Here is a 24,872-nt window from a genome sequence, read left to right on the forward strand (position 1 = left end):
ATTGTGCGTATCGCCGGCTGGCGGGAAAATAGCAAAAAAATGCGGGCGATTTTTTCGGGGCCTGCAATCAAAGAACGAGTAAAGGGATCTGCGCAGCGCATCAGGCTGCGTCGGCAGTGTGCTAATGAGGTTGTTATGTTATTGATTTTGCGTGCCGTGCTCGCCACTCTCTATTGTATTTTGGTGTGCATTTTTGGTTCTATTTACTGTCTATTCAGCCCACGTGATCCTCGCCATGTGGCGACATTTGGTCACTTGTTTGGTCGCCTGTCCGGGTTATTCGGCTTAAAAGTGGAAATTCGCGTGCCGGCCAGTGCGGCTAAAAATGGCAACTGTATTTACATCGCTAACCATCAGAATAACTACGATATGGTAACCGCCGCCAAGGTGGTTCAACCGCGTACCGTGACGGTGGGTAAAAAAAGTCTGCTGTGGGTACCCTTCTTCGGTCCTCTGTATTGGCTGACGGGTAACTTGTTGATCGACCGTGATAATCGTGCCAAAGCACATGGCACCATTGCACAGGTAGCCGAACAGTTTAAAAAACGAGATATTTCGATCTGGATGTTTCCAGAGGGCACCCGTAGCCGCGGGCGTGGGTTGATGCCGTTTAAAACGGGTGCGTTCCACGCAGCGATCGCCGCTGGGGTGCCAATTGTGCCGATTTGTGTTTCTACCACCAGCGGTAAAATTAATCTTAACCGTTGGAATAATGGCCATGCGATCGTCGAAATGTTAGAACCGGTAGATATTAGTCATTACAGTAAAGAAAATGTGCGTGAGCTGGCGGCCCATTGCCATGCGCTGATGCTGGCGAAAATTGCCGAGCTGGATGCGGAAGTGGCCCAGCGCAATGCGGCCGGAAAATAATATTCCTACCGGCTTCAAAGAATGAACTTTTAAACGGCGTCAGATGCCGTTAACGCCCGGGCTCCTGCTAATCTGATTATCAGGGGCCCGGTCTTTGCACACGGTTTAGTTATTGCTTTTCATGGAGAAAATATGTCACTCAGTCGACGTCAGTTTATTCAGGCATCGGGCTTGGCGCTGTGCGCAGGATCCGTGCCGCTGAGGGCTGAGGCGAGCGGAATGCAGACCCCATTACCTATTCCCCCCTTGCTTGAATCCCGTCGTGGACAGCCGCTGTTTTTAACGCTGCAGCGCGCGCATTGGGCATTTATGGATAACCGTAAAGCCTCAGTGTGGGGCATTAACGGTATGTATCTTGGGCCGACAGTGCGGGTTTACAACGGTGATGATGTAAAGCTCATCTACAGCAACCGTCTGCCGGAGCCGGTGGCGATGACCATTAGCGGTCTGCAAGTGCCCGGGACACTAACGGGCGGTGCCCCGCGCATGATGTCGCCTAACGTCGACTGGTCACCTGTGCTGCCTATCCGCCAGAACGCTGCGACCTGCTGGTATCACGCCAGTACGCCGAACCGTATGGCTCCGCACGTCTACAACGGTCTGACAGGGCTGTGGCTGATTGAAGATGAAGTCAGCAAGGCACTCCCATTGCCAAACCATTACGGCGTTGATGACTTCCCGCTGATTATTCAAGACAAGCGGTTAGATAACTTTGGTACGCCGGAATATGACCCGCCGTCGCAAGGCGGCTTTGTTGGCGATACGCTGTTGGTTAACGGTGTGCAAAACCCGTACGTCGAAGTATCACGTGGTTGGGTGCGTTTGCGCCTGCTTAATGCTTCCAACTCACGTCGTTACATGCTGCAATTAAGTGACGGCCGACCGCTTAACGTTATTGCCAGCGATCAGGGTTTCCTGCCTGCGCCGGTTGCGGTACAGCAGCTTTCACTGGCGCCAGGTGAGCGTCGTGAAGTGCTGATCGACATGTCTAAAGGCGATGAGGTGACAATCACCGCCGGTGAAGCCGCGGGTATTATGGATCGTCTGCGTGGGCTGTTTGAGCCGTCAAGCATTCTGGTTTCAACCCAGGTGTTGACGCTGAAACCAACAGGGCTATTGCCGCTGGTGACCGATAATTTGCCAATGCGTTTGCTGGCGGATCAACTGTTGGATGGCAGTGTCAGCCGTACCCGTGAATTCCGTTTGGGCGACAGCCAGGCCGGGATCAACGGGGCGGTCTGGGACATGAACCGCATTGATGTACAAACGCAACAAGGTAGCTGGGAACGCTGGAATATCCATGCGGATACTCCGCAGGCGTTCCACATTCAGGGCGTTCAGTTCCTGGTGAAACGGGTTAACGGCGCTCAGCCAATGGCGGAAGATCGTGGTTGGAAAGACACGGTGTGGATCGACGGTGACGTCGAACTGCTGGTTTACTTCAACCAGTCCACCTCAGAACATTTCCCGTTCCTTTACTACAGCCAGACGCTAGAAATGGCGGATCGCGGCAGTGCAGGCCAGTTTATGGTGCAGCCAGCCCTTTAAGCATGCTGTGTGGGTTCATCTTGCGGACCCGCACGCAGCATTTCCAGAAATGCCTGCACTATCGGCGTTGCACTGTCAGCATGATAAATGGCGTATAAATCTGCCGATGGCGCCTGCTGTAGCGGGCAGAAACGCACGCCGGGCCACGGGATACGTCCATAACTGTCCGGCAGCAGTGTGATGCCGTAACCTTCGGTCACCAGCGCCATCAGGGTTTGCGGTTCGTTGACCTGATAGGCGATATCGGGTTTAAACCCCTGCTGCAGGCACAGGTTGTGCAGATATAACCCCAGACTGGCCTCGTGTGGCGGTAGGACCATGAACTTTTCATGCCTCAGTGCTGCGAGCGGTAGGCTTTCTGCTTGCGCCAGTGGGTGATCCAGTGGCAGCACCACCGCAATATTCTCCCGCGCCAGCAATTGACTCGCCAACCCCGGTAATACTTGCTCCCTGGCTTCTCGCCAGACGCCAATATCGATATGACGCTTTTGCAGTGCCGTGATCTGTTGGCTGGGCGTCAGTTCGTTTAAAGCCCAGGTGACATTGACCGTTTGCTCGGTAAAGCGCTTAAGTGCCGGTATCAATCCGCCCCATACTGAAGTACCAACCATGCCAATGACCATGTGGCCAGCCTCGCCACGGCCCAATTGCTGTACCTGATTCAGCGCATGCCCGGCCTGATCCAGCAACATTTCTACGTTGCGAAACAGCATTCGTCCGGCCTGTGTCAACGCCATCGAGCGGGTGGTGCGTTTAAACAACGCGACACCCAGTTGGCTCTCCAGATCTTTGATGTGCTTGCTAAGCGGCGGCTGCGAAATATTTAGCCGGAGTGCCGCTTGAGTGAAGTTCATTTCCTCCGCTACGACACGGAAATAGTGCAGCAGGCGGAAATTAATCCGGCTTGGGTCTGGCATTTGCTGGGGCTGTTTGATGCTGATGATGGCCTCCTGATACTGCCAATTTATAGGTAAATGGAATAAATAGGCCGCCAATAATGTATTGGTCGCCGCCGGACATCGCTCTCTACTATGGGGGTTACTTCCTCCCCTCACAGAAGAGAATACAATGTTTAATCAAGAAGATGCTTTTTCCTGTGCTGACGTGATCCGCACCCGCATGCCGGGTTTCCAACCGCGAGCTGCATTGATACTGGGCTCGGGGCTGGGCGCGCTGGCGGAGGTGATGACCGACACGCTGACAATCGACTACGCTGAGCTGCCGGGATTCCCGGTCAGCAGTGTGGTGGGTCATGCTGGGCAACTGGTCGCCGGTTGGCTGGAGGGCGTGCCGGTAGTGTGCATGAAAGGGCGTGGGCACTATTACGAAGGCCGCGGCATGCAAGTGATGACCACCGCCGTGCGTACTTTCAAATTGCTTGGTTGTGAATTCCTGCTGGCGACCAACGCAGCCGGTTCGCTGCGCCAGTCGGTACCACCGGGCAGCCTGGTAGCGCTTACTGACCACATCAATTTTATGCCTGAATCGCCATTGGTTGGTGATAACGATGAGCGTTTTGGACCGCGTTTCTTTAGCCTGGCGAACGCTTATGATCGTGACCTGCGCAGCCAGTTGGCCCAGGTGGCTGAACGCGTGGGTATTCCGCTGGCCGAAGGGGTATTTGCCGCTTACACCGGGCCTAATTTCGAAACACCAGCGGAAATCCGCATGATGCAAACGCTGGGGTGTGATGTGGTGGGTATGTCTATCGTGCCGGAAGTGCTTTCTGCACGTCATTGCGGGCTGAAGGTGTTGGTGGTGTCTGCGATGACCAACTATGCCGAGGGGCTGTCCGATACGCCGTTGTCTCATGAGCAAACCCTGAGCTGCGCTGCGCTGGCGGCAGAAGATTTTATGCGCCTGATCCGTGAGTTCTTCAAAACGCTGTAATGCTGTAGTCCCTGCACGGTAGGGCACAGGGGCCTTGCCGTGCGAATCATCGTTTTAATCAGAATAATAAGGTGATGGTGATGGCAATAAAAACGCGACTGAAGGTGATGGTGTTTCTGCAGTTCTTTATTTGGGGGGCCTGGCTGGTCACGCTGGGATCTTACATGATTAATACCCTGCATTTCAGCGGGCTGCAGGTGGGCATGGTTTACAGCGCGAAGGGTATCGCAGCGCTGATTATGCCAGGATTGGCAGGCATTCTGGCCGATCGCTGGATCAAGGCCAACTATCTGTATGCGTTGTGCCATTTGTTCGGCGCGGGTGCACTTTACTGCGCTGCACAGGTTGAGCAGCCTATGGTGATGTTCTGGGTCATGTTGTTCAATGCCATGGTGTATATGCCCACCATTTCGCTTTCCAATGCCATTTCCTATTTCTGTCTGGAGAAGCAAGGTTACGACACGGTGAAAGATTTCCCGCCGGTACGGGTTTATGGCACCGTTGGCTTTATTGTAGCGATGTGGCTGATCGGCTTTAGCAAGATTGAACTCAGCAATATGCAACTGTATTTGGCCTCTGGGGTATCGCTGCTGTTGGCTTTCTATTCGCTGACGTTGCCGAATTGCCCGACCAGCAGGGTGGAAAAATCAAAAAGTTGGTTCAGCGTGTTGGGGCTGGACGCGTTGGTGTTATTCCGTCAGCGACGCATGGCGTTATTTTTCCTGTTTGCCATGTTGTTGGGTGCTGCGCTACAAGTGACTAATACCTTCGGGAACCCCTTCCTGCACGATTTTGCGAGCAACCCGCTGTATCAGGACAGCATAAGCGTCAGATACCCGGCGGTGCTGTTGTCGTTGTCACAAATCTCTGAGGTGTTCTTTATCCTCACGATCCCGTTCTTCCTGCGTCGATATGGTATCAAACAGGTGATGTTGATCAGTATGGCGGCCTGGACGTTGCGGTTCCTGTTTCTGGCTTATGGCACACCGGCCGGTTTCGGGTTTGTCTTGCTGTTGTTGTCGATGATTGTGTACGGCTGTGCCTTTGATTTCTTTAATATTTCCGGGGCCATCTTTGTTGAGAAAGAAGCCGATCACCGCATCCGCGCCAGCGCTCAGGGGCTGTTTATGACCATGGTTAACGGGATCGGTGCTTATGTGGGGGCGATCGCCAGCGGCGAGGTCGTGGATTTCTTCACCCACAACGGCATAAAAGATTGGCAGAGTATCTGGTTGATCTTCGCGTTGTATACGTTGGTATTGGGCATCGTTTTTGCGCTGACCTTTAATTATCAGCATCGGCCTGAGGAGAATGCGGGGTCGGTACAACGGGCACATTAAAAAGGAAACAGGCGCCTAAAGGCGCCCGTTTTGACTTAAACGTCAGGAAAGCATCGTTGCAGTTGTTGCCAGTCCGGCGTCCCGGTGGCGTCCTGATTTGCTCCCCACCAAACAGCGACCCGGTTGGCCAGATCCACGGCCTGTGGCACTGACCAGCCGGCCGACAACCCAGCCAACAGACCAATGCAGTGGGCACAGCTTGGGCTCGTGTCTTCAACCGGATAGCCGGCAATTTGTAGTGGTGGGGCATCACCATCACAAAGCCAGACGCCGTCGCGGTCCAGCAGACAAACAAGCGTCAGGTTATGAGCGCTGGCGAAGCCTCGGGCAGCGGAAAGTACATCACCTGTACCGCAGAGTGTGGTTGTTTCACTACGGTTCAACGTCAGCAAACTGTGGCTGTCGCTGAGCATGGCGAAGAAATCTTCATCGAGCTGACCGACCTGTGAACCAAGGGCGATCAGACGGCGTTGATCAAAAGGCAGGCGCGTCAGCCAATCGCGCAATGCTTCACCGTTGTCCCCAACCAGTTGCTCGCCACTGATGTAAATCAGGGTGTCTTCAGTCAACGGGAGGGTGGACAACTGGGCTTTATTCCATTGGGTTTCGCAGCCAGGCTCGATAACAAGAACCGGCTCTCCGTTGGACGGCTTCTGTATCAGGCGCTGGCCGTTGTCCATCTGGCCGTGGCGCAGCAGCACTGGCAGGCCCATCTGCTGCATTTCTGCTTCAATCGCGGCACCCCAGTCACCGTTGCCGACAGGCATGCCGTTGATCACGGGCACCTGTAAATGCATCAGCGCTTGCGCGACATTAAACGCACCGCCGCCAATCTTCCGTTCCTGCGTTAGCGTCACTTCACCGATCGCACTGCCCAGTACCAGGACAGGCTTTACTGCTAAAAACTCACTCATTCATGTCCTCCGCTGCCGACCGGTGGGCCGAACAGAATGCGCTATGATGACGGTGCAAGCGAGCAGAGTCGAGGGGCAAGCCCCTTGTGTTGTGACTAATGTGTGAAATAACCATGCTCTTTTTGCCACTAGTGCGTATAATCGCCGCCCGGCGATTAATTAACCTGTATAAGAGCACCAGAATGAGCACCACCAGCCTAATCCAACCCGATCGTGAATTATTTTCCTATAAGCCTTATTGGGCCGAATGCTATGGCACTGCGCCATTTTTACCCATGTCGCGAGAAGAGATGGATCAACTGGGCTGGGATAGCTGTGATGTGATCATTATCAGCGGTGATGCTTATGTCGATCACCCAAGCTTTGGTATGGCGATCATCGGCCGCATGCTGGAAGCGCAGGGCTTCCGTGTGGGCATCATTGCGCAGCCGGACTGGAGCAATAAAGAAGACTTCATGCGCTTGGGTAAACCGAACCTGTTCTTCGGCATCACTGCCGGTAACATGGACTCGATGATCAACCGCTATACCGCGGACCGTAAACTGCGCCACGATGATGCTTATACTGCCGGCAACGTGGGCGGCAAACGCCCGGATCGTGCAACACTGGTTTACAGCCAACGTTGTAAAGAAGCTTATAAAGATGTGCCGATCGTATTGGGGGGCATCGAAGCCAGCCTGCGTCGCATCGCACACTACGATTACTGGTCTGATACCGTGCGCCGCTCGGTGCTGGTGGACTCCAAAGCTGACATGCTGATTTACGGCAACGGTGAGCGTCCGTTAGTGGAAGTGGCACACCGTCTGGCAGCAGGCGAAAAAATCAGTGAAATCCACGATATTCGTAATACAGCGGTGATGCGTAAGGGCGCGTTACCGGGCTGGACCGGCGTGGATTCTACCCGCTTGGACAAGCCGGGCCGCATTGAGCCAATCCCTAATCCTTACGGTGACGATCTGCCGTGCGCCGACGGCGGTAAGCCGGAACCGGAAGCCAAGCCGGTGACCGTTCGCGCGGCCAAGCCGAAGCCGTGGGAAAAAACCTACGTGCTGCTGCCGTCCTTTGAGAAGGTGAAGGCCGACAAGGTGCTGTATGCACACACCTCGCGTATTCTGCATCACGAAACTAACCCAGGCTGTGCGCGTGCACTGATGCAGTCACATGGCGATCGCTACGTGTGGATTAACCCGCCGGCGATCCCGCTGACTACGCCGGAAATGGACAGTGTGTTTGCCCTGCCGTACCAGCGTATTCCGCATCCGTCCTATGGCAAGGAAACCATTCCCGCCTATGACATGATCCGCTTCTCGGTGAACATCATGCGTGGCTGCTACGGTGGTTGTTCATTCTGTTCGATCACCGAGCATGAAGGGCGCATCATCCAGAGCCGTTCAGAAGATTCCATTATTCGCGAAATCGAAGAAATTCGTGACAAAGTGCCGGGCTTTACTGGCGTAATCTCCGATTTGGGCGGTCCGACGGCAAACATGTACATGCTGCGCTGCACCAATCCGCGTGCTGAGCAGACCTGCCGCCGCGCCTCGTGTGTGTATCCAGAGATTTGTACCTACATGGATACCAACCACGAACCAACGATCAAGCTGTACCGTCGTGCACGTTCACTGGAAGGCATCAAGAAGATCTTAATTGCCTCTGGCGTACGTTACGATCTGGCCGTGGAAGATCCACGCTATATCAAAGAGTTGGCGACCCACCACGTGGGCGGTTACCTGAAGATTGCCCCGGAACACACCGAGGAAGGTCCGCTGTCGAAAATGATGAAGCCGGGCATGGGCAGCTACGATCGGTTTAAACAATTGTTTGACCACTATTCCAAACTGGCAGGCAAAGAGCAGTACCTGATCCCGTATTTCATCTCCTCGCATCCGGGCACCCGTGATGAGGATATGGTGAATTTGGCTCTGTGGTTGAAGAAAAACCGTTTCCGTCTTGATCAGGTGCAGAACTTCTATCCTTCACCGATGGCTAACTCCACCACCATGTATTACAGCGGTAAAAACCCGCTGAGCCGAGTGGGTTACAAGAGTGAAGATGTGGTGATACCGAAGGGCGATCGCCAGCGTCGCTTGCATAAAGCGTTGTTGCGTTATCACGACCCGGCCAACTGGGCGATGATCCGCACCGCGCTGGAAGAGATGGGTATGAAGCATCTGATCGGCAGCCGTCGCGAGTGTCTGGTACCGGCGCCAAGCATTGACGAGCAGCGTGAAGCCAAGCGTTTGCAGCGCCATACTCGCCCTGCGTTAACCAAGCATACTGACATCACTCGTCAGCGTACGCCGTCCAATAAGCCGCCGCGCAAGCCAATCCGTAATAGTAAGCCTTAACGGCTAAGTCAGTGTTTAAACGAAAAGGAGAACCCCCGGGTTCTCCTTTTCGTTTTAAATCACAGTTGATCGTAGGCGGCTTCCACTTTCATCAAGTGGCGTGGTGCCTGCGGGGCTGGATGATATTTACGTATATGCCAGTTAAAGGCTTCCGGCGACAGGTTGTTAATCATCGAAATAGCTTGCTGGCGGTTGCTGGAGAAGGTCCGCAACAGTGCGCCGGTGCCGTTTACGTAGGCGATGATGGTGGCGTAACGCAGATTGACAGGGTTGTTGATCCCCTTAAGCTGCTGTTTTTGCAACACGGCAATGTAGGCCGCACCGAGATCGATATTGGTATCAGGATCCAGCAGATCGTCTTCGTCCGGGCAGCCGCGTTTGCCCTTGTAGCGATAGGCGTCACATCCTGCGGTATCGGCTTTCAGCTGCATTAAGCCGATAGCATTGGAGCGACTGATTGCTGCTGGGTTAAAGCCGGACTCTACTTTTATCATCGCCGTGATCAGTTTATGATCGACATCGTATTTATCCGCAGCATCTTCGATCGCATCATCAAAAGCGTGAGCATCGTAGCTGGTTCGTGGCTTTTTGCTGGAACAACCGGCCAGGATCAACATGACGCAAAGTATGCTCAGGCGTGACCACTGTGATAGGGAAGATTTCATTGTGCTCCGTGCGTTATCTATTTTTAACGGTATTGATCCGGCGGTCGGGGCCGGGTGTCGTCATCATAACGTCAGCCGTCGGAAAGATCTTTAGTAAAAATCAGAGGTTTTGGGCGCTTTCGACAGGAAGAATGAGGTATCGGCAGCAATTTTGGATCTCCTTCACAGAACCTGTTCAAACACTGTAACCGGTTACTGAAACCGGTTGCTGTTTTTTCATTTTTGAAACCATACTCATTCTTCAACTGAATCATTTGTACCTATGCCCTATGAATTTCAAGTTGCAGCTAGGCGACCAGCTCACTTATCTCCAGGCGCTTACTTAAGTAAGTAACTGGGGTCAGTGAGTGCAGGTAACAACGCTGCAGCTTGAAAGGCGACGGGGATATTGCCCCCAGGAGAACGGATGAAAAAAATATTTTTATGCTGCGCAGCCGGGATGTCGACCAGCATGGTGGTGAATAAAATGAAAAAGTCTGCCGAACAGCAGGGGATTGAGGTTGATATTATCGCCGTCGGTATAGATGAATTTGAAACGACATTGGAGAATTATCAATGTTGCCTGCTTGGTCCGCAGATTAAATATAAATTGGCCGATTTTAAAAAGATCGCCGACAAGGAAAATAAACCCATTGCGGTTATAAACAGCATGGATTACGGCATGATGCGTGGCGATAAAATTCTCGCCGAAGCGTTGGCGATGATTGCACAACGCTAATTCTACCGGGGCCGCCTGCTGTAGCCCGTTGCCGTAGGCTTTCTCGCCCCGTGACCATTGACTCAGAACGTCTCGAGGGTTGAACCATGAGTATCAGCCAGGCTGCATTCAATTTTATTGAAAACCGCATCAGCCCGATTGCCGGTAGATTATCGACTCAGCGACATATTATGGCGATCCGCGACGGCTTTATTTCTGCAATGCCGTTTATGATTGTCGGCTCATTTTTACTGGTTTTCGCGTATCCGCCTTTTTCCGCTGACAGCAGTTGGGGAATCGCCCAATGGTGGTTGGGTACGGCAGAAAAACATCAGGTTGCCATTCTTACCCCGTTTAATATGACGATGGGAATTATGTCCGTCTATATTACTGCGGCCATTGCCTACAATTTGGCACAGAGCTATAAGCTCGATCCTTTCATGGCAGCGATGCTGGCGCTAATGTCGTTTTTATTGGTCGCCGCGCCGCAAACCGAAAAGATGTTACCGACAGCTGCCTTGGGCGGTGTGGGGATCTTTACGGCTATTCTTGTGGCAATTTATACCACTGAACTGATCCGTTTTCTCAAGGTACGAAATATCGGTATCTCTCTGCCGGAACAGGTGCCGGCCAAGATCAAGCAATCGTTCGATCTGCTGATCCCGATCCTGGCGGTGGTGATCACGTTGTATCCGCTTAGCTTGCTGGTTCAACACCAATTCAACCTGCTGTTGCCGCAGGCGATCATGGCGCTGTTCCAGCCACTGATTTCTGCCGCAGACTCGCTGCCGGCGATCCTGTTGGCGGTGCTGATCGGCCATTTATTGTGGTTCGCCGGTATTCACGGTGCGGTGATCGTCTCTGGCATGCTGCAGGCATTCTGGCTGACCAATCTGGGCATCAACCAGGATGCTCTGGCCGCCAGCCAGCCAATGCCGCATATCTTTATGGAAGCTTTCTGGACCTTCTTTATCGTCATCGGCGGATCGGGGGCGACGTTTGGTCTGGTGCTGCTTTATCTGCGTAGCCGTTCAGCGCATTTACGTTCGATCGGCAAGCTGAGCCTGGTGCCAAGCTGCTTCAATATCAACGAGCCGGTGATCTTCGGCACGCCGATCGTGATGAATCCCACTTTCTTTATCCCATTTATCACAGCGCCGATCGTCAATTCGATCATTGCCTATGCGGCAGTGAAGCTGGATCTGATTGGCCGCGTGATCTCAGTAGTGCCCTGGACTGCACCAGCCCCAATTGGCGCGGCCTGGGCCACCGGCTGGGATTTCCGCGCTGCACTGTTGGTGCTGCTGTTGGCGGCGGTATCGGCGCTGATCTACTACCCGTTCTTCAAGGTCTATGAGCAACAACTGTTGGACCAGGAAGTGAGTGAAGCGGAGCAGATTGAACAAACGCAGGGAGTCACCGAATGATGGATATGGAAACGGCAGTCATGGAGTTGATCATCAACGCCGGTGAGGCACGCAGTTGTGCCATGCAAGCGCTGTACGCGGCGCGTAAATACCAGTGGGATCAGGTAGATATTTTGTTGGCGGAATCGCAGCTGGCGGCCAAACGTGCCCATGCCACTCAGACTGAATTGATTGGGTTTGATGAAGGGGAAGGCAAGTTGCCGGTCAACCTGATTATGGTGCATGCGCAGGATCACATCATGAATGCCATGCTGGCCCGCGATCTGGTGGAGGAACTGGTGAGAATTTACCGATTACTGGAACAGAATGGGGTGCAAAACCAATGAGCGTATTTCCGAAGGATTTTCTCTGGGGAGCGGCGACGGCGTCGTATCAGGTTGAGGGCGGCTTTGATGCCGATGGTAAAGGTCTGTCCAACTGGGATCTGTTCTCCCATCTGCCCGGCACCACTTATCAGGGCACCAACGGTGATGTAGCGGTTGATCACTACCATCGCTTTCGCGAAGACGTGGCGTTGATGGCTGAACTGGGGATGCAAACCTATCGATTTTCGATCTCCTGGCCACGGCTATTGCCACAGGGGCGGGGAGAGGTAAACGAAGCGGGGATTCAATTCTACAGTGACTTGATCGACGAACTGCTCAAACACAATATTAAACCGATGATCACCCTGTACCACTGGGATCTGCCGCAAGCGTTACAGGACGCGTTTGGCGGCTGGGAATCGCGTGAGATCGTCGATGCCTTCGATGAATATGCCCGTCTGTGTTATCAGCGTTTTGGCGACCGCGTCGAGCTGTGGTCAACCTTTAACGAGACCATCGTATTTATCGGTATGGGTTATATCACCGGGGCGCATCCGCCGAAGTTAACCGATCCGAAGAAAGGCATTCAGGCCTGCCACCATGTGTTTCTGGCCAATGCTCGTGCGGTGAAAAGCTTCCGGGAAATGCAGATCAACGGGCAGATTGGCTTCGTCAACGTTCTGCAACCCAACGATCCGATCAGTGACTCGCCAGAGGATCGCCGAGCCTGCGAGATCGCTGAGGGGATCTTCACCCACTGGCTGTACGATCCCGTCCTGAAGGGGGAATACCCGGCAGAGCTCTTGGCGATGGCGCAGCAGGCCTTTGGCGTGCCGTATTTTGCACCAGGCGATGAGGCACTGCTAAAGGAGAACATCGTAGATTTTATCGGGCTGAATTATTACAAGCGTGAAATGGTAGCGCATAACGACGACGTGGACGGTTATGCCATCAACACCAGTGGCCAGAAAGGCAGCGGGCGTGAGCTGGGTTTCAAAGGGCTGTTCAAACTGGTGCGCAACCCGAACGGTGTTTACACCGATTGGGACTGGGAAGTGTATCCGCAGGGGCTGACCGATGCCATTGGGCGCATCGTCAAACGCTATGGCAACATCCCTATCTACATTACCGAGAACGGATTGGGTGCCAAAGATCCAATCGTCGAGGGAGAGGTACGCGATCAACCGAGGATTGACTACCTGCGCGATCATATTCAGGCGATCGGTGCGGCGATCGAACAGGGGGCCGATGTGCGCGGCTACTACCCTTGGTCGTTTATCGATCTGCTCTCTTGGCTCAACGGCTACCAGAAACAGTACGGCTTTGTGTACGTCGATCACGACAATAATTTGGCACGCAAGAAAAAGCAGAGCTTTGGCTGGTATCAGCGAGTGATCGCCACTAACGGCGAGCAACTGTACTAGGGGGACGACCATGTTCGTCCCGATTTAATGTTGGTTAGGGTAGGGGGAACGGCATGTATCCCCCCTACCATTTAGACAACGCGGTGAACTACAGCGAGTCTGGGTCCGGCCCTAAACGGTTGCCAATATCCAGTTTGGCGATTTCACTCAGTTCGTCTTTATCCAGTTTGAAATCAAAGACCTCGAAGTTTTCACGAATGCGTGATGGTGTGACCGATTTCGGGATCACGATCAAACCGCTGTCCAGATGCCAGCGCACCACGATTTGCGCAGGTGTTTTCTCGTATTTTTCCGCCAGGTCCTTAATGACCGCTTGGTCGAATACGCCTTCACCGCCCTGTGCCAATGGGCTCCAGGATTCGGTAGCGATGTGATGCGTTGCATTCCAGGCACGCAATTGGCGTTGTTGCAGCAGTGGGTGAAGTTCGATCTGATTAATCACGGGCGCGACGTTGGTTTCATCCAGCAGACGCTGCAGGTGTGGGGTGTGGAAGTTGCATACCCCAATACTTTTAACCAGCCCTTGTTCGCGTAGCTTGATCAGCCCGCGCCAGGCATCCACGTACTGATCCTGCTGTGGTTTCGGCCAGTGGATAAGATACAAGTCGACATAGTCCAACTTGAGCTTTTCCAGACTGGTTTCCAGTGCGCCTTGTGGATCGCCTTGATCGTCATTCCACAGTTTGGTGGTGATAAACAGTTCATCGCGGGGGATCGAGGAGGCTTGCAGCGCTGCGCCGACCCCTTCCTCGTTCTTGTAGATCGCAGCGGTATCGATCGAGCGATAGCCCACCTCCAGCGCCTTGATCACCGCTTGGGTGGTATCTGAAATACTCGCCTGCCAAACGCCGAGACCCAACTGCGGCATCAGGTTACCATCGTGGAGTTTGATGATGGGTTGTTGCGTTGTCATGCGTATCTCCTTGTCAACGGATTGCCCGGTGCTGCATGCACCGAGAACGGCTATACCCGTCATACTTCAAGTTGCAGGTGTGTTGTTCGCAAGTCCTTCTGGATCCTCGCGCTTACCGCCTCCCTGTAACTCGAATTATTTAGGTCATGTCAGTAAATTCTAGCTGGCAAACCAGGGTAGTGCTGAGTTCGCTAACCAAATTTCAGTGATATCGGAATAGTGCTTGGGACTGCGCCCGATGATGAGTCGGACGCAGGGGCAGAAATGACAAACAGAAACTAAAGCCTAGCAGTAAATCGCGGGTTTGCGATTAACGTGCCGCTTCATAAATGCGTCGGCTCACTTCCAAAGTAATATCTTGGTGCTCGCCGAGCGCGGTCATACCGTGCTGGTGCAGCTTATCAAGCAGTGCTGGGATCGAGCTGCCGTCGAGCTGGTAATCGGCCATGCGGGTTGGAACGCCCATTTGCTCGAAGAAGGTGCGGGTGGCGGCAATGGCGCCGTCAATGCGGCTGTCTTCGCTACCATCACGCAAGCCCCAAACGCGATCAGCGTATTGCAGCAGTTTTTCGCGTTTTTGTGCTTTTTTCTCGATCAACAACGCCGGCAGGACAATCGCCAGTGTTTGGGCATGATCCAGACCGTGCATGGCGGTCAGTTCGTGACCCAGCATATGGGTTGCCCAATCCTGCGGCACGCCCGCGCCGATCAAACCGTTCAACGCCATGGTGGCACTCCACATCACGTTGGCGCGCACCCCATAGTTTTCTGGCTCAGCCAGCGCACGTGGACCATCTTCCAGTAAGGTCAGCAGTAGGCCTTCGGCAAAGCGATCTTGCACCTTGGCATCAACCGGGTAAGTCAGGTATTGCTCAATGGTATGGATAAAGGCATCAACCACGCCGTTGGCGATTTGGCGCGCTGGCAATGAATAGGTCACTACCGGATCCAGTACGGCGAACAGGGGCTGTACGTGTGGTGAGAAGAAATGCTGCTTATCGCCACTGCTTTTACGGGTGATAACTGCACCGCTATTGGATTCAGAACCGGTGGCTGGCAATGTCAGTACGCAACCCATAGGCACCGCGTCTTTGATCTCGCTGCCGACGGTTTTCAGGATGTGCCATGCATCGTTATCTGCGGTGTAGCGGGCTGCAGCAGCGATGAACTTGGTGCCGTCCACGACGGAACCGCCGCCAACAGCCAGCAGGAAGTCGATGTTTTCTGCACGCACGACGTCGACCGCTTTCATCAGCGTCTCGTAGGTTGGGTTAGGCTCAATACCGGAGAACTCCAGTACATTTCGGCCTGCCAGCGCGGCATAAACCTGATCCAATACGCCGTTTTTCTTCACGCTGCCACCACCGTAGGTGATCAGAATGCGAGCATCGGCAGGAATTTGTTGCGCCAGACCTGCGATTTGGTCTTGGCCGAACAGGATTTTGGTTGGGGTATGAAGAATAAAGTTTTGCATGGCTGATTTCTCTTCTGCATAAGGCAAGCGCCGGATAGCGCAAAATATCTGGGGTGTATTGTCAGTAACCTGGCCCCGTAGCACAATGCTCATTCCTGCCCGAGTCTTGCCTATTCCTACAAAGCGTTGTAGAAAAGCAGAGTTTTAAACTATTATTTATGCCGAATTGTTCTTAGTGTAAGAGGGTGTTTCCGTGAGTGAAATCGATGAACTGCGCGGTCGTATGGCGCGCCAAGCGGCCTGTTTTGCCGAGAGCAACGGTTATACGCCCTCGCCGGTACCACTGGTGAAAATCCTCTATGTCGACCGCCACTGCCCGCGTCAGCCGGTGATGTACGAACCCGGCGTCGTGATCATTTTCCAGGGCCACAAGGTTGGTTACTGCGGTAATCGGGTATTCCAATACGATCCGCGTAATTACCTGCTGATGACGGTGCCATTGCCTTTCGAGTGTGAAACCTTTGCCAGCCCAGAGTTGCCGCTGGTGGGGTTGTCGGTGAATATCGATAGTCAGATGTTGCAGGATTTACTGATCGACATCGGCGACGATGACTATCTGATGAAACCACGCCGAGAGAGCAGTGGGGTGAACCTGGCTGAATTATCGGAAGAGCTCTTGTGCGCCACCGAACGCCTGCTGGACGTGATGGCCAAACCGCTCGATGCGCGGGTACTGGGGCCGCAGATTGTGCGCGAAATTCTGTATCACGTGTTGCGTGGCAGCTGCGGGACGTCGTTGCAGGAACTGGTCAATCGCCATACCCACTTCAGCCAAATAGCCAAGGCGCTGCGGCGCATCGAGAACCAATATGCCGACAGCCTCAACGTTGAGCAGTTGGCGGGTGAAGTGAACATGAGCATTTCGGCGTTTCACCATAACTTTAAGGCGGTGACCAATACCTCGCCGTTGCAGTATGTGAAATCCTATCGGCTGCACAAGGCGCGTTTGCTGATGGTCCACGACGGCCTGAAGGCCAGCACCGCAGCGATCCGCGTCGGCTATGAGAGTGCTTCGCAGTTCAGTCGCGAATTTAAACGCTTCTTTGGCGTGACGCCAAGCGACGAAGTGGCCCGACTGCGTGATAATCCTCCTCTAATGATGGAGGGCTAATCCCGTAGCCGGGGCGCCAATTCAGCGCGTCAGTACAATTTTGCCAAACGCCCCGCGATCGAGATGATCGAGTGCCTGTTGCAGTTGGTCAAAGCGATAGCGTTGATCAATCACCGGTTGCAAGCCATTGGCATCCACCGCCCGCACCAGATCTTCCAGTGCGCGGCGGTGGCCGACACCAATCCCCTGGATCACCGGCGATTTTAGCAGCAACGGTCCGGCAGGGGCCGAGACCTCAAAGCCTTCCAGCGCACCGATCACCGAGATGCGTCCCTGCACGGCGACGGCGCGGACCGAATTGCCGAGGTTAGGGCCGCCAACGGTGTCGATCACATGGTCAATACCCTGATCCTGTGTTAACCGATACACCGTCTCTACCCAATCGCCATCCAGGCGATTAATGCCGTAGTCGGCCCCCAACACCTTGGCTCGTGCCAGTTTTTCGTCGCTGCTGGAAGTGATATACACCTTGGCACCGTGCAGTTTGGCGATTTGCAGTGCGAACAGCGCCACGCCGCCGGTGCCCTGTACCAGCACGGATTGGCCAGAAAACAGGTGACCCTGTTCCACCAATGCGAACCAGGCGGTTAGCCCGGCGCAAGGCAGGGTGCTGGCCTGCGCGTCGTCCAACGAGGTGGGGGCGGCCACCAGCCAGTCCTCATGCAGCACCACATATCCCGCCAACATGCCCTGATAAAAACCGCCCAGCGTATGGTATGGCGGGGTGCGCGCATTACCATACGGCTTCTGTCTGCCATCTATCCAACCGGGGCTAAAGGTGGAAATTACCCGCTCGCCTGGCCGGAAACGGCTGACATCGGCGCCAATTGCGTCGACTTCACCGGCCATGTCGGAGGCTGGAATAAACGGCTGTGGCAGCTCCAGCCCCATGCCGGTTTCGATCATCAACTTATCGCGGTAATTAAGTGATACCGCGTTCACTTTCACTCTAATCTCATGTGGCCCCGGTTGTGGAATGGCACTTTCACTTAGTTTCAGGTGCTGACGCCCGAGGGCATCCATTGTCCAGCGTTGCATTGTTTCGGCCATGATTGACTCCAAAGTCAGTGATAAACAGACCTGTGGATATTATCGTTGATTGAGGTTCTCCAGTGGCGATAAGATTTCCTTTGATTGTTTCTCTAAAGGCTACAAATCATGACCGACCGATTGAACGGTATTTCGGTGTTTGTCACCGCCGTGGAGGCGGGCAGCTTCGCGCTGGCAGCCAGCCGGCTGCACCTTTCACGTTCGGCGGTGGGGAAAACCATTGCCCGTCTGGAACAGCGATTGGCTGTGCGCCTGTTCCACCGGACTACGCGCAGTTTAAGTCTGACCGACGACGGCGCTCTGTTTTATGAACGTTGCTTACGGGCGCTTGAGGAGATTCGCACCGCAGAAACACTGCTGGAGTCGGGCAAACAGCAGGTCAGCGGCAGGCTAAGGGTGTCGATGCCGGTGCTGTTTGGCCGCATGTGCATTGCGCCGCTGTTGACCGGTCTGGCGCGTGAGCACCCGGGGCTGGAGCTGGAACTGTCGTTCAACGACCGCGTGGTAGATTTGATTGAGGATGGTTTTGATCTGGCGATCCGCAATGGAACGCTGGTTAGCAGCAGTGGGCTGGTGGCGCGGCATATTGGCGACCACCGTATGACGTTATGCGCTGCGCCGGTTTATCTACAACAGCATGGCGAACCGACAAGCCTTGAACAATTGACTCAGCATGACGCGGTGACTTACATGCGTGCCGGTGTGGTGCATAACTGGCTGATCCCGGATAGCGACGGCAACGTACAGGAAGTAATGCCGAACAAGCGATTGCAGATGGATGACCTGCAGGCGATGGCGGATGCCACGGTGGCTGGGTTTGGCATTTCCTGGTTACCTTGTTGGCTGGTACGGGAATCGTTGCTGAAAGGGGAATTGGTCAGGCTGATGAGTGAGCGGCCCGGCATGTCATTTGAAGCTCACGCAGTATGGCCGCAAACGCCACATTTGTCGTTGAAGGTACGGCTGGCGGTGGATACGCTGGTGAGCAAGTTGCCCCCGAGCCTGGCGCTGGTCGAAAAAGCTTTGTAGGGGCGGCTAATGCCGCCCGTAAGCGTATCAGGAAGAAGCTGCGCGTTTCTTGCGCCAGATAACCACCATGGCGCCCAGCAGGCCAGCCAGTAGCAGAACCAGCGGCAGAATCATCAGCCCGGTCATTACCTGGCTTTCGTAGCGTTTCACTAACGGGATTTGACTGAAGGCGTAGCCAAGGCCGACCACTGCGCCAACCCAAATCACTGCGCTCAGCCAGTTAAAAAATTGAAAACGTGTGCTGTTCAAGCCAGAAATGCCGGCCATGGTTGGCAGCAAGGTACGGACAAAACCAAGGAAACGGCCGATCACCAGTGCCATCAGACCATGACGATTAAACAGGTTGTGCGCCCGTTGGTGATATTGGGCAGGCAGTTGCAGGAGCCAACCTTTTACCAGATTAGTGTGGCCCAGCCAGCGTCCTTGCAGGTAGCTCAACCAGCAACCAAGGCTGGCGGCGACGGTCAAAATGATCAGCGTAGGAACAAAGGCCATCACGCCCTTGGCGATCAATGCGCCGGATAGCAGCAGCAAGCTGTCGCCGGGCAAGAAGGAGGCTGGCAGTAATCCGTTTTCTAAAAATAGAGTGGTGAAAAGTACCGCATAAACCACCCAAATGACGCTTGGATCGGCAAGGGCTATAAAGTCCTGCTGCCAAAGCGCATGAACAATCTCTCGTAATACATCCATTATATATCCTGTTGCATGCCGGTTGCGCCTGGAGCCACGTACTCCAGGATGCGGTGTTGACCGTATCTGACAGTTACCCGCCTAGTGTACCGCTAATAGCTTAAGCACACATTAAACGAGGCGAATAAAGTTACCGCTGTAACAGGTGATGTATCAGTGCGCGTTAGTAATACGCTCGAACCCGGCGGCGAGATCGTCGATCAGATCCTGCACGTTTTCCAGGCCAATATGCAGGCGTACCAACGTTCCGGAGAAATCGACGCCACCCGCCGGGCGGATCGCTTCCAGTTCCTCCGGTTGGTTGGCCAGGATCAGCGACTCATAGCCTCCCCAGGAATAAGCCATGCTGAAGTGACTAAAGTTGTCCAGGTAATCGGCCAACTGCACGTCACTGAGACGTTGTTTCAGCACAAAAGAGAACAGGCCGTTGCAACCGCTGAAATCACGACGGTAAAACTCATGGCCCTTGCAACTGGGTAGCGCGGGGTGATTGACCACAGCAACCTCGGGCCTTCCGATTAACCAGTTAGCGACTTCAATGCTGCTCTGTTGATGTTGCTTCAGACGCACACCCAACGTACGCAGCCCGCGACTGGCCATATAAGCGGTATCAGCATCCACCATTTGGCCCATCAAATAAGAGTACTCACGCAATTGATCCCAACAGCGTTGGTTCGCTACGGCAGTACCGAGCATGTAATCGGAATGACCAATAATGTATTTGGTGCCGGCCTGAATCGAAATATCGATGTCGAAGTCCAGCGCCTTGAACAGTACACCGGCGGCCCAGGTGTTATCGATCATGATCACCACGTCGGGCGCGACGGCGCGGATGGCCTGTACCATGGCGGGTATGTCTTGCACTTCCATGGTGATCGAACCGGGCGATTCGAGGAACACCACGCGCGTATTGGGCTGAATCAACCCGGCGATATCGGCGCCTATTAATGGGTCGAAGTAGGTCGTCGTTACGTTCATACGGCTCAGGATATGGGTGCAAAAATCCTGCGTGGGTTCATAGACAGAACCGGTCATCAGCAGGTGATCGCCAGCGCTGACAAAGGACAAAATGGCGTTGGAAACCGCCGCCGCACCGCAAGGATAAAGCACACAACCCGCTCCACCTTCCAGTTCGACCATCGCATCTTGCAACGCGAAATGCGTCAGAGTGCCACGTCGGCCATAAAACAGTTCACCCTGTGCGCGTTTGGCAGTAGCGTGCTTTTTGGCGGCGACGGAATCAAAGACCAGTGAAGAAGCGCGCTGGGTGATGGGATTGACTGAGCCCTGTGTATAGCGCTTGCTGCGCCCGGCGCCTATCAGGGTGGTTTCGATGTTTTTTGACGTCATAGGAGCGGGCTCACCTTTATTGAATCTTCACGGGCCATTTACGTTAGCCCTTACGTTAGCATGACATTTAATAGCCATCCAGACGTTTTAACCGCCAAATGCGGAAACGGATGCAATCCTCTGTCTGATGCTGTTCCTGCACGTCATCCTTCTGCTGGGTTGCGATTAGCAAGCGGGTTTATCGGTAAATCCGTTATGTGACGACTAAATGCGATAAAACGATGACGTTGTTGCATCTCTGTGCCGTAAAAGTGACGAAAAACCTTATAAAAGGTGCTTATAGTGCCGAACAGGCAGCGAATGGGTTAGCTGAAAAGCCTTGTGGAGGCTGCGACGGTAATTTTACCGATTATTTGGTAAATAATAATGAGAACTACTATCAATCCCTGAGTGGTTTGATATGATCGCACGCTGAATTATTCCTCAATTTTGATCGGTAACGGGTGGAGGCACAGCGTGAAAACGGCTGGCAAGAATTTAAATCAAGGATCGTTCGGTCAGGGCCGGGCGCAATGGGGCCAGGCGTTCGGCCGTGGTCTGTTAGCTTCAATGGTATTAGTGGTGGGCCTGGCCGGTAGCGCTCAGGCAGCACCGGCGGCTAATCCAGCCGTTACCGAAAGCGTTACACCGGCCGCTGCGCCTGTTGTTGCAGCCGCGCCGGAAAATGTCACACCGGTCAATCCACAACCGACCATCCAGCCGCCGGAAACCCGCGGTATGGACCTGTCCGTTTGGGGCATGTACCAACATGCCGACATCGTGGTAAAAATCGTGATGATCGGTTTGGTGTTGGCGTCTATCGTCACCTGGACCATCTTGTTCTCTAAAGGCAGCGAACTGTTCCGCGCCAAACGCCGTCTGCGTCGCGAACAACTGGCGCTGGCCAATGTACGTTCGTTGGATGAAGCCTCTGAGCTGGCGCAGAACTTCTCTGACGAGAGTATCAGTTCCGTATTACTCAGCGATGCGCAGAACGAACTGGAGCTGTCGGCAGAGTCTAACGACAACAATGGCATCAAGGAGCGTACCGGTTTCCGTCTGGAGCGTCGTGTCGCGGGCTACAGCCGTAACATGGGCCGTGGTAACGGCTTCCTGGCAACCATTGGCGCCATCTCGCCGTTTGTTGGTCTGTTCGGTACCGTCTGGGGCATCATGAACAGCTTTATCGGCATCGCCCACTCGCAGACCACCAACCTGGCCGTCGTGGCACCAGGTATCGCAGAAGCGCTGCTGGCAACCGCACTGGGGCTGGTCGCAGCAATTCCTGCGGTGGTGATTTATAACATCTTTGCCCGTGTGATCAGCGGTCATCGTGCCCAGGTGGGTGACGTGGCGGCGCAGGTTCTGTTACTGCTGGGTCGCGATTTGGATCTGGCCGCCACGGCACAAGCCAAACGTTCACAGCATTCACAGCAACTGCGGGTGGGGTGAGTTATGGCGATGCGCTTAAATGAAGATCTGGACGACAGCGGCGAACTGCATGAAATCAACGTGACGCCGTTTATCGACGTCATGTTGGTGCTGTTGATCATCTTTATGGTGGCCGCGCCGCTGGCAACGGTAGATATCCGTGTCGATCTCCCGGCTTCTTCCGCCAAACCGCAACCGCGCCCGGAAAAACCGGTGTTCTTGTCGGTGAAAGCGGACAAACAGCTCTATGTTGGCGAACAGGCGGTCAGTGCCGACCAACTGACGTCAGTGCTGGACCAGCGGACGCAGGCGAACAAAGAGACCACCATCTTCTTCCAGGCGGATAAGAGCGTGGACTACGAAACGCTGATGAGCGTAATGGATACGCTGCGTAAAGCCGGTTACCTGAAAGTAGGGCTGGTGGGAATGGAAGGTGCCGCCAAGTAGCGGACTGACATCACCAACGAAGAAAAGGGCGCTCAGGCGCCCTTTTTTACGTCAAGAGTTCAAAAGTATTTAGCCGCGAGCATGTGCCGCAGCACGGGCGATTTGCTCATCGGTAGGACGTACGCCGGTGTAGAGCACAAACTGTTCCAGCGCTTGCAGCGCAATCACTTCTGCACCGGTAATCACTTGTTTACCGTGCTCGCGTCCGTAACGAACCAGCGGTGTTTCCGCTGGTAGCGCCACCACGTCGAAGACAATTTTTGCTGCATCGATAGTCGCGGGAGCAAAGGCCAGTTGATCGGCTTCTGTTCCCCCGGCCATGCCGATTGGCGTTACGTTGATCACCATTTCTACGTTTAAATCACCGACGTCTGCCAGCCATTGATAGCCATAGGCATTTGCCAGCGCCTGGCCCGCTTGTGGGTTACGGGCAATGATATGGCCATATTTAAAACCGGCGTCACGCAGTGCGGCGGTGACCGCTTTCGCCATACCACCGCTGCCGCGCAGCGCAAAGGAGGTTTCTGCTGGGATCTGGTGCTGCGCCAGTAGTTTGGCGATGGCGATATAATCGGTGTTGTAAGCCCGCAGAAAACCGTTGTCATTGACGATGGTATTGACTGATTCAATTGCCGTGGCGGAAGCATCCAACTCGTCCAGGAAAGGAATGCAGCTCTCTTTGAATGGCATCGATACTGCGCAACCGCGGATACCCAGTGCACGTACGCCACCGACTGCGGCTTTAATATCTTGGGTGGTGAAAGCCTTGTAGATAAAGTTGAGATCCAGTTCCTGGTACAGGTAGTTGTGGAAGCGGGTCCCGAAGTTACCTGGGCGTCCGGCCAGCGACATGCACAGTTGGGTGTCTTTATTAATCTCACGACTCATGATGAGCTCCTTAACCGGGAAAAAGAAAAACCTAGTGCTGGTCGAGCAGTGCTTTAGAACCGGCATGTCGCCAGTGGATGCTGCCCGGCAGGTAGAGCGCATTCTGCTCTAATGGCCGCTCGTCAATCAGTGTGCTGACCATGTCGAAACTGTGTTGTGCCAAAGCACGGCAGTCCTGCGCCACGGTGTCGATTTTCAGCGTGAGGCCGTCGAACAGGTAGTGATCGTCGAAGCTGCACAGATGCAGATCGCTTTCCATTAACTGGTGCTGGTTCAGGTAACGCAGTACCCCTTCCAGTAGGCCACAGGCGGCGGTAAATAACGCTTTTGGCGGCCTACCTAGCTGCGCGCACAGCTGAGCAAACATTTCGTAACCGGAGCTGGGGTGGTAATTACCGTTGATGATCCATTCTGGTTTACAGATAACCCCGGCGCGTTCCAGACCGAGCTGAAAACCTGCCAGTCGATCACGTGTGGGTGAAATGCGGGGTTGGCCGCCAAGGAAGTAGAATTCGTCCGGATGTTGGCGCGCGATGTTTTCCACCAGCGTAGCGGTCGAGGTGAGCGAGTCGGTGATCACCAGAGGCAGATCGGAACCAGTAATCAGACGGTCCATCTGTACTACAGGCAGGCCGGCGTTGATCTTTTGGTATTCCGCATCGTTGAGCTGGCTGGAAGCGACAATCAGACCATCGACCTGACGTTGTACCAGGCTGTTCACGGCCATCATTTCCTGCGCCGGGTTCTCATCGGTACAGGCGATCAGCAACTGTAAACCGGCCTCGCGACACAGGGTTTCCAGCTCGCGTGAAATTACCGCAAAACCGTAGTTGGTCATTTCCGGCACAACCAGCCCCAACGTATGGCTACGAGAAGAGCGCAGCGAACGGGCGTGGAAGCTGGGTTGGTAGTGGTGCTCAGCGGCTAACGCCAAGATACGATCGCGGGTGTCATCAGACACCCGGTACTCCTTGCTACGGCCATTGAGCACCAGACTGGCGGTCGATTTAGACACGCCTGCCAGTGCGGCAATATCACTGATGGTTATGCGTTTATTTTTTTTCACTGACGGCATCTGAGTT

At 54.2% G+C, this 24,872-nt stretch carries 23 protein-coding genes; 13 read left to right on the forward strand and 10 right to left on the reverse strand.

The window, feature by feature from the left end; translation table 11 throughout:
- The first annotated feature begins 135 nt into the window (after nucleotides 1-135).
- The gene (locus tag SGR01S_RS15245; RefSeq protein WP_037416577.1) at nucleotides 136-870 is read left to right on the forward strand and encodes a 1-acylglycerol-3-phosphate O-acyltransferase; all 735 of its coding nucleotides are present in this window, start codon (nucleotides 136-138) and stop codon (nucleotides 868-870) included.
- A 132-nt stretch (nucleotides 871-1,002) separates the two neighbouring features.
- Nucleotides 1,003-2,418, forward strand: coding sequence for a cell division protein FtsP (ftsP, locus tag SGR01S_RS15250; protein WP_061807879.1), 1,416 nt, complete (start codon nucleotides 1,003-1,005; stop codon nucleotides 2,416-2,418).
- On the opposite strand, the gene SGR01S_RS15255 is transcribed toward ftsP, so the two are convergent.
- Nucleotides 2,415-3,335, reverse strand: coding sequence for a LysR family transcriptional regulator (locus tag SGR01S_RS15255; protein ID WP_061807880.1), 921 nt, complete (start codon nucleotides 3,333-3,335; stop codon nucleotides 2,415-2,417). The two genes, ftsP and SGR01S_RS15255, sit on opposite strands and share 4 nt — an antisense overlap.
- Nucleotides 3,336-3,486: 151 nt before the next feature.
- Between SGR01S_RS15255 and xapA the strand changes: the two genes are divergently transcribed.
- Both xapA and SGR01S_RS15265 read left to right on the forward strand, forming a co-directional pair.
- A complete protein-coding gene (xapA, locus tag SGR01S_RS15260; protein ID WP_061807881.1) occupies nucleotides 3,487-4,308 on the forward strand; it encodes a xanthosine phosphorylase in 822 nt (273 codons plus the stop codon).
- 80 nt (nucleotides 4,309-4,388) lie between these two features.
- Nucleotides 4,389-5,648 carry a nucleoside permease gene (locus tag SGR01S_RS15265; protein WP_061807882.1) on the forward strand — a complete coding sequence of 420 codons (1,260 nt, stop codon included), beginning with the start codon at nucleotides 4,389-4,391 and terminating at the stop codon, nucleotides 5,646-5,648.
- Between the two features lie 35 nt (nucleotides 5,649-5,683).
- Here the strand turns inward: SGR01S_RS15265 and SGR01S_RS15270 are convergent, their stop codons facing one another.
- A complete protein-coding gene (locus SGR01S_RS15270) occupies nucleotides 5,684-6,562 on the reverse strand; it encodes a PfkB family carbohydrate kinase (protein WP_061807883.1) in 879 nt (292 codons plus the stop codon).
- 182 nt (nucleotides 6,563-6,744) lie between these two features.
- Here SGR01S_RS15270 and SGR01S_RS15275 point away from each other — a divergent pair, with 182 nt between their 5' ends.
- Nucleotides 6,745-8,910: a YgiQ family radical SAM protein gene (locus tag SGR01S_RS15275; RefSeq protein WP_017894017.1), complete on the forward strand. Its 2,166-nt coding sequence runs from the start codon at nucleotides 6,745-6,747 to the stop codon at nucleotides 8,908-8,910.
- Nucleotides 8,911-8,969: 59 nt separating this feature from the next.
- Here SGR01S_RS15275 and SGR01S_RS15280 read toward each other — a convergent pair whose 3' ends face one another.
- Entirely contained in the window at nucleotides 8,970-9,575 is a 606-nt protein-coding gene (locus SGR01S_RS15280) for a transglycosylase SLT domain-containing protein (RefSeq protein ID WP_061807884.1), read from the reverse strand.
- A 406-nt stretch (nucleotides 9,576-9,981) separates the two neighbouring features.
- Between SGR01S_RS15280 and SGR01S_RS15285 the strand changes: the two genes are divergently transcribed.
- The 4 genes from SGR01S_RS15285 (at nucleotide 9,982) to SGR01S_RS15300 (ending at nucleotide 13,428) form a co-directional block, all read left to right on the forward strand.
- Nucleotides 9,982-10,293 carry a PTS sugar transporter subunit IIB gene (locus SGR01S_RS15285; RefSeq protein ID WP_061807885.1) on the forward strand — a complete coding sequence of 104 codons (312 nt, stop codon included), beginning with the start codon at nucleotides 9,982-9,984 and terminating at the stop codon, nucleotides 10,291-10,293.
- Between the two features lie 86 nt (nucleotides 10,294-10,379).
- The gene (locus tag SGR01S_RS15290; protein ID WP_037416599.1) at nucleotides 10,380-11,699 is read left to right on the forward strand and encodes a PTS sugar transporter subunit IIC; all 1,320 of its coding nucleotides are present in this window, start codon (nucleotides 10,380-10,382) and stop codon (nucleotides 11,697-11,699) included.
- Nucleotides 11,696-12,025 (forward strand): PTS lactose/cellobiose transporter subunit IIA, encoded by a 330-nt coding sequence (locus SGR01S_RS15295; RefSeq protein ID WP_037416601.1) that lies wholly within the window; start codon nucleotides 11,696-11,698, stop codon nucleotides 12,023-12,025. Before SGR01S_RS15290 ends, SGR01S_RS15295 begins: the two co-directional genes overlap by 4 nt.
- On the forward strand, nucleotides 12,022-13,428 hold the full coding sequence (locus SGR01S_RS15300) for a GH1 family beta-glucosidase (RefSeq protein WP_061807886.1): 1,407 nt from the start codon (nucleotides 12,022-12,024) through the stop codon (nucleotides 13,426-13,428). Before SGR01S_RS15295 ends, SGR01S_RS15300 begins: the two co-directional genes overlap by 4 nt.
- Before the next feature lie 88 nt (nucleotides 13,429-13,516).
- Here the strand turns inward: SGR01S_RS15300 and dkgA are convergent, their stop codons facing one another.
- Together dkgA and yqhD are read right to left on the reverse strand one after the other, a co-directional pair.
- A complete protein-coding gene (gene dkgA / locus SGR01S_RS15305; RefSeq protein WP_037416606.1) occupies nucleotides 13,517-14,341 on the reverse strand; it encodes a 2,5-didehydrogluconate reductase DkgA in 825 nt (274 codons plus the stop codon).
- A 310-nt stretch (nucleotides 14,342-14,651) separates the two neighbouring features.
- A complete protein-coding gene (yqhD, locus tag SGR01S_RS15310; RefSeq protein ID WP_061807887.1) occupies nucleotides 14,652-15,815 on the reverse strand; it encodes an alcohol dehydrogenase in 1,164 nt (387 codons plus the stop codon).
- Nucleotides 15,816-16,038: 223 nt separating this feature from the next.
- On the opposite strand from yqhD, the gene SGR01S_RS15315 reads away from it, so the two are divergent.
- Complete coding sequence (locus SGR01S_RS15315; protein WP_370452817.1) at nucleotides 16,039-16,926, forward strand: AraC family transcriptional regulator; 888 nt, start codon at nucleotides 16,039-16,041, stop codon at nucleotides 16,924-16,926.
- A gap of 21 nt (nucleotides 16,927-16,947) precedes the next feature.
- Here the strand turns inward: SGR01S_RS15315 and SGR01S_RS15320 are convergent, their stop codons facing one another.
- Entirely contained in the window at nucleotides 16,948-17,976 is a 1,029-nt protein-coding gene (locus SGR01S_RS15320; RefSeq protein ID WP_061807888.1) for a zinc-dependent alcohol dehydrogenase family protein, read from the reverse strand.
- Between the two features lie 108 nt (nucleotides 17,977-18,084).
- Here SGR01S_RS15320 and SGR01S_RS15325 point away from each other — a divergent pair, with 108 nt between their 5' ends.
- Complete coding sequence (locus SGR01S_RS15325) at nucleotides 18,085-19,005, forward strand: LysR family transcriptional regulator (RefSeq protein ID WP_037416615.1); 921 nt, start codon at nucleotides 18,085-18,087, stop codon at nucleotides 19,003-19,005.
- Between the two features lie 27 nt (nucleotides 19,006-19,032).
- Here the strand turns inward: SGR01S_RS15325 and SGR01S_RS15330 are convergent, their stop codons facing one another.
- Nucleotides 19,033-19,695 (reverse strand): DedA family protein, encoded by a 663-nt coding sequence (locus SGR01S_RS15330; protein ID WP_037416618.1) that lies wholly within the window; start codon nucleotides 19,693-19,695, stop codon nucleotides 19,033-19,035.
- Between the two features lie 153 nt (nucleotides 19,696-19,848).
- Nucleotides 19,849-21,045 carry a cystathionine beta-lyase gene (gene metC, locus SGR01S_RS15335; protein ID WP_061807889.1) on the reverse strand — a complete coding sequence of 399 codons (1,197 nt, stop codon included), beginning with the start codon at nucleotides 21,043-21,045 and terminating at the stop codon, nucleotides 19,849-19,851.
- 456 nt (nucleotides 21,046-21,501) lie between these two features.
- Here metC and exbB point away from each other — a divergent pair, with 456 nt between their 5' ends.
- Nucleotides 21,502-22,476 carry a tol-pal system-associated acyl-CoA thioesterase gene (exbB, locus tag SGR01S_RS15340; protein ID WP_073963463.1) on the forward strand — a complete coding sequence of 325 codons (975 nt, stop codon included), beginning with the start codon at nucleotides 21,502-21,504 and terminating at the stop codon, nucleotides 22,474-22,476.
- A gap of 3 nt (nucleotides 22,477-22,479) precedes the next feature.
- A complete protein-coding gene (exbD, locus tag SGR01S_RS15345) occupies nucleotides 22,480-22,902 on the forward strand; it encodes a TonB system transport protein ExbD (protein ID WP_037416623.1) in 423 nt (140 codons plus the stop codon).
- 69 nt (nucleotides 22,903-22,971) lie between these two features.
- Here the strand turns inward: exbD and SGR01S_RS15350 are convergent, their stop codons facing one another.
- Together SGR01S_RS15350 and SGR01S_RS15355 are read right to left on the reverse strand one after the other, a co-directional pair.
- The gene (locus SGR01S_RS15350) at nucleotides 22,972-23,790 is read right to left on the reverse strand and encodes a shikimate 5-dehydrogenase (RefSeq protein WP_061807890.1); all 819 of its coding nucleotides are present in this window, start codon (nucleotides 23,788-23,790) and stop codon (nucleotides 22,972-22,974) included.
- Nucleotides 23,791-23,821: 31 nt separating this feature from the next.
- Nucleotides 23,822-24,865 carry a LacI family DNA-binding transcriptional regulator gene (locus tag SGR01S_RS15355; protein ID WP_061807891.1) on the reverse strand — a complete coding sequence of 348 codons (1,044 nt, stop codon included), beginning with the start codon at nucleotides 24,863-24,865 and terminating at the stop codon, nucleotides 23,822-23,824.
- Nucleotides 24,866-24,872 lie beyond the last annotated feature (7 nt).

Origin of the sequence: Serratia grimesii NBRC 13537 (assembly GCF_001590905.1) — a bacterium.
Taxonomy (GTDB): Bacteria; Pseudomonadota; Gammaproteobacteria; order Enterobacterales; family Enterobacteriaceae; genus Serratia; species Serratia grimesii.

Bases quoted from the DNA above. Each gene is read 5' to 3' on its own strand.
- SGR01S_RS15245 (WP_037416577.1), top strand. From the start codon at position 136: ATGTTATTGATTTTGCGTGCCGTGCTCGCCACTCTCTATTGTATTTTG.
- ftsP (WP_061807879.1), top strand. From the start codon at position 1,003: ATGTCACTCAGTCGACGTCAGTTTATTCAGGCATCGGGCTTGGCGCTG.
- SGR01S_RS15255 (WP_061807880.1), bottom strand. From the start codon at position 3,335: ATGCCAGACCCAAGCCGGATTAATTTCCGCCTGCTGCACTATTTCCGT.
- xapA (WP_061807881.1), top strand. From the start codon at position 3,487: ATGTTTAATCAAGAAGATGCTTTTTCCTGTGCTGACGTGATCCGCACC.
- SGR01S_RS15265 (WP_061807882.1), top strand. From the start codon at position 4,389: ATGGCAATAAAAACGCGACTGAAGGTGATGGTGTTTCTGCAGTTCTTT.
- SGR01S_RS15270 (WP_061807883.1), bottom strand. From the start codon at position 6,562: ATGAGTGAGTTTTTAGCAGTAAAGCCTGTCCTGGTACTGGGCAGTGCG.
- SGR01S_RS15275 (WP_017894017.1), top strand. From the start codon at position 6,745: ATGAGCACCACCAGCCTAATCCAACCCGATCGTGAATTATTTTCCTAT.
- SGR01S_RS15280 (WP_061807884.1), bottom strand. From the start codon at position 9,575: ATGAAATCTTCCCTATCACAGTGGTCACGCCTGAGCATACTTTGCGTC.
- SGR01S_RS15285 (WP_061807885.1), top strand. From the start codon at position 9,982: ATGAAAAAAATATTTTTATGCTGCGCAGCCGGGATGTCGACCAGCATG.
- SGR01S_RS15290 (WP_037416599.1), top strand. From the start codon at position 10,380: ATGAGTATCAGCCAGGCTGCATTCAATTTTATTGAAAACCGCATCAGC.
- SGR01S_RS15295 (WP_037416601.1), top strand. From the start codon at position 11,696: ATGATGGATATGGAAACGGCAGTCATGGAGTTGATCATCAACGCCGGT.
- SGR01S_RS15300 (WP_061807886.1), top strand. From the start codon at position 12,022: ATGAGCGTATTTCCGAAGGATTTTCTCTGGGGAGCGGCGACGGCGTCG.
- dkgA (WP_037416606.1), bottom strand. From the start codon at position 14,341: ATGACAACGCAACAACCCATCATCAAACTCCACGATGGTAACCTGATG.
- yqhD (WP_061807887.1), bottom strand. From the start codon at position 15,815: ATGCAAAACTTTATTCTTCATACCCCAACCAAAATCCTGTTCGGCCAA.
- SGR01S_RS15315 (WP_370452817.1), top strand. From the start codon at position 16,039: ATGGCGCGCCAAGCGGCCTGTTTTGCCGAGAGCAACGGTTATACGCCC.
- SGR01S_RS15320 (WP_061807888.1), bottom strand. From the start codon at position 17,976: ATGGCCGAAACAATGCAACGCTGGACAATGGATGCCCTCGGGCGTCAG.
- SGR01S_RS15325 (WP_037416615.1), top strand. From the start codon at position 18,085: ATGACCGACCGATTGAACGGTATTTCGGTGTTTGTCACCGCCGTGGAG.
- SGR01S_RS15330 (WP_037416618.1), bottom strand. From the start codon at position 19,695: ATGGATGTATTACGAGAGATTGTTCATGCGCTTTGGCAGCAGGACTTT.
- metC (WP_061807889.1), bottom strand. From the start codon at position 21,045: ATGACGTCAAAAAACATCGAAACCACCCTGATAGGCGCCGGGCGCAGC.
- exbD (WP_037416623.1), top strand. From the start codon at position 22,480: ATGGCGATGCGCTTAAATGAAGATCTGGACGACAGCGGCGAACTGCAT.
- SGR01S_RS15350 (WP_061807890.1), bottom strand. From the start codon at position 23,790: ATGAGTCGTGAGATTAATAAAGACACCCAACTGTGCATGTCGCTGGCC.
- SGR01S_RS15355 (WP_061807891.1), bottom strand. From the start codon at position 24,865: ATGCCGTCAGTGAAAAAAAATAAACGCATAACCATCAGTGATATTGCC.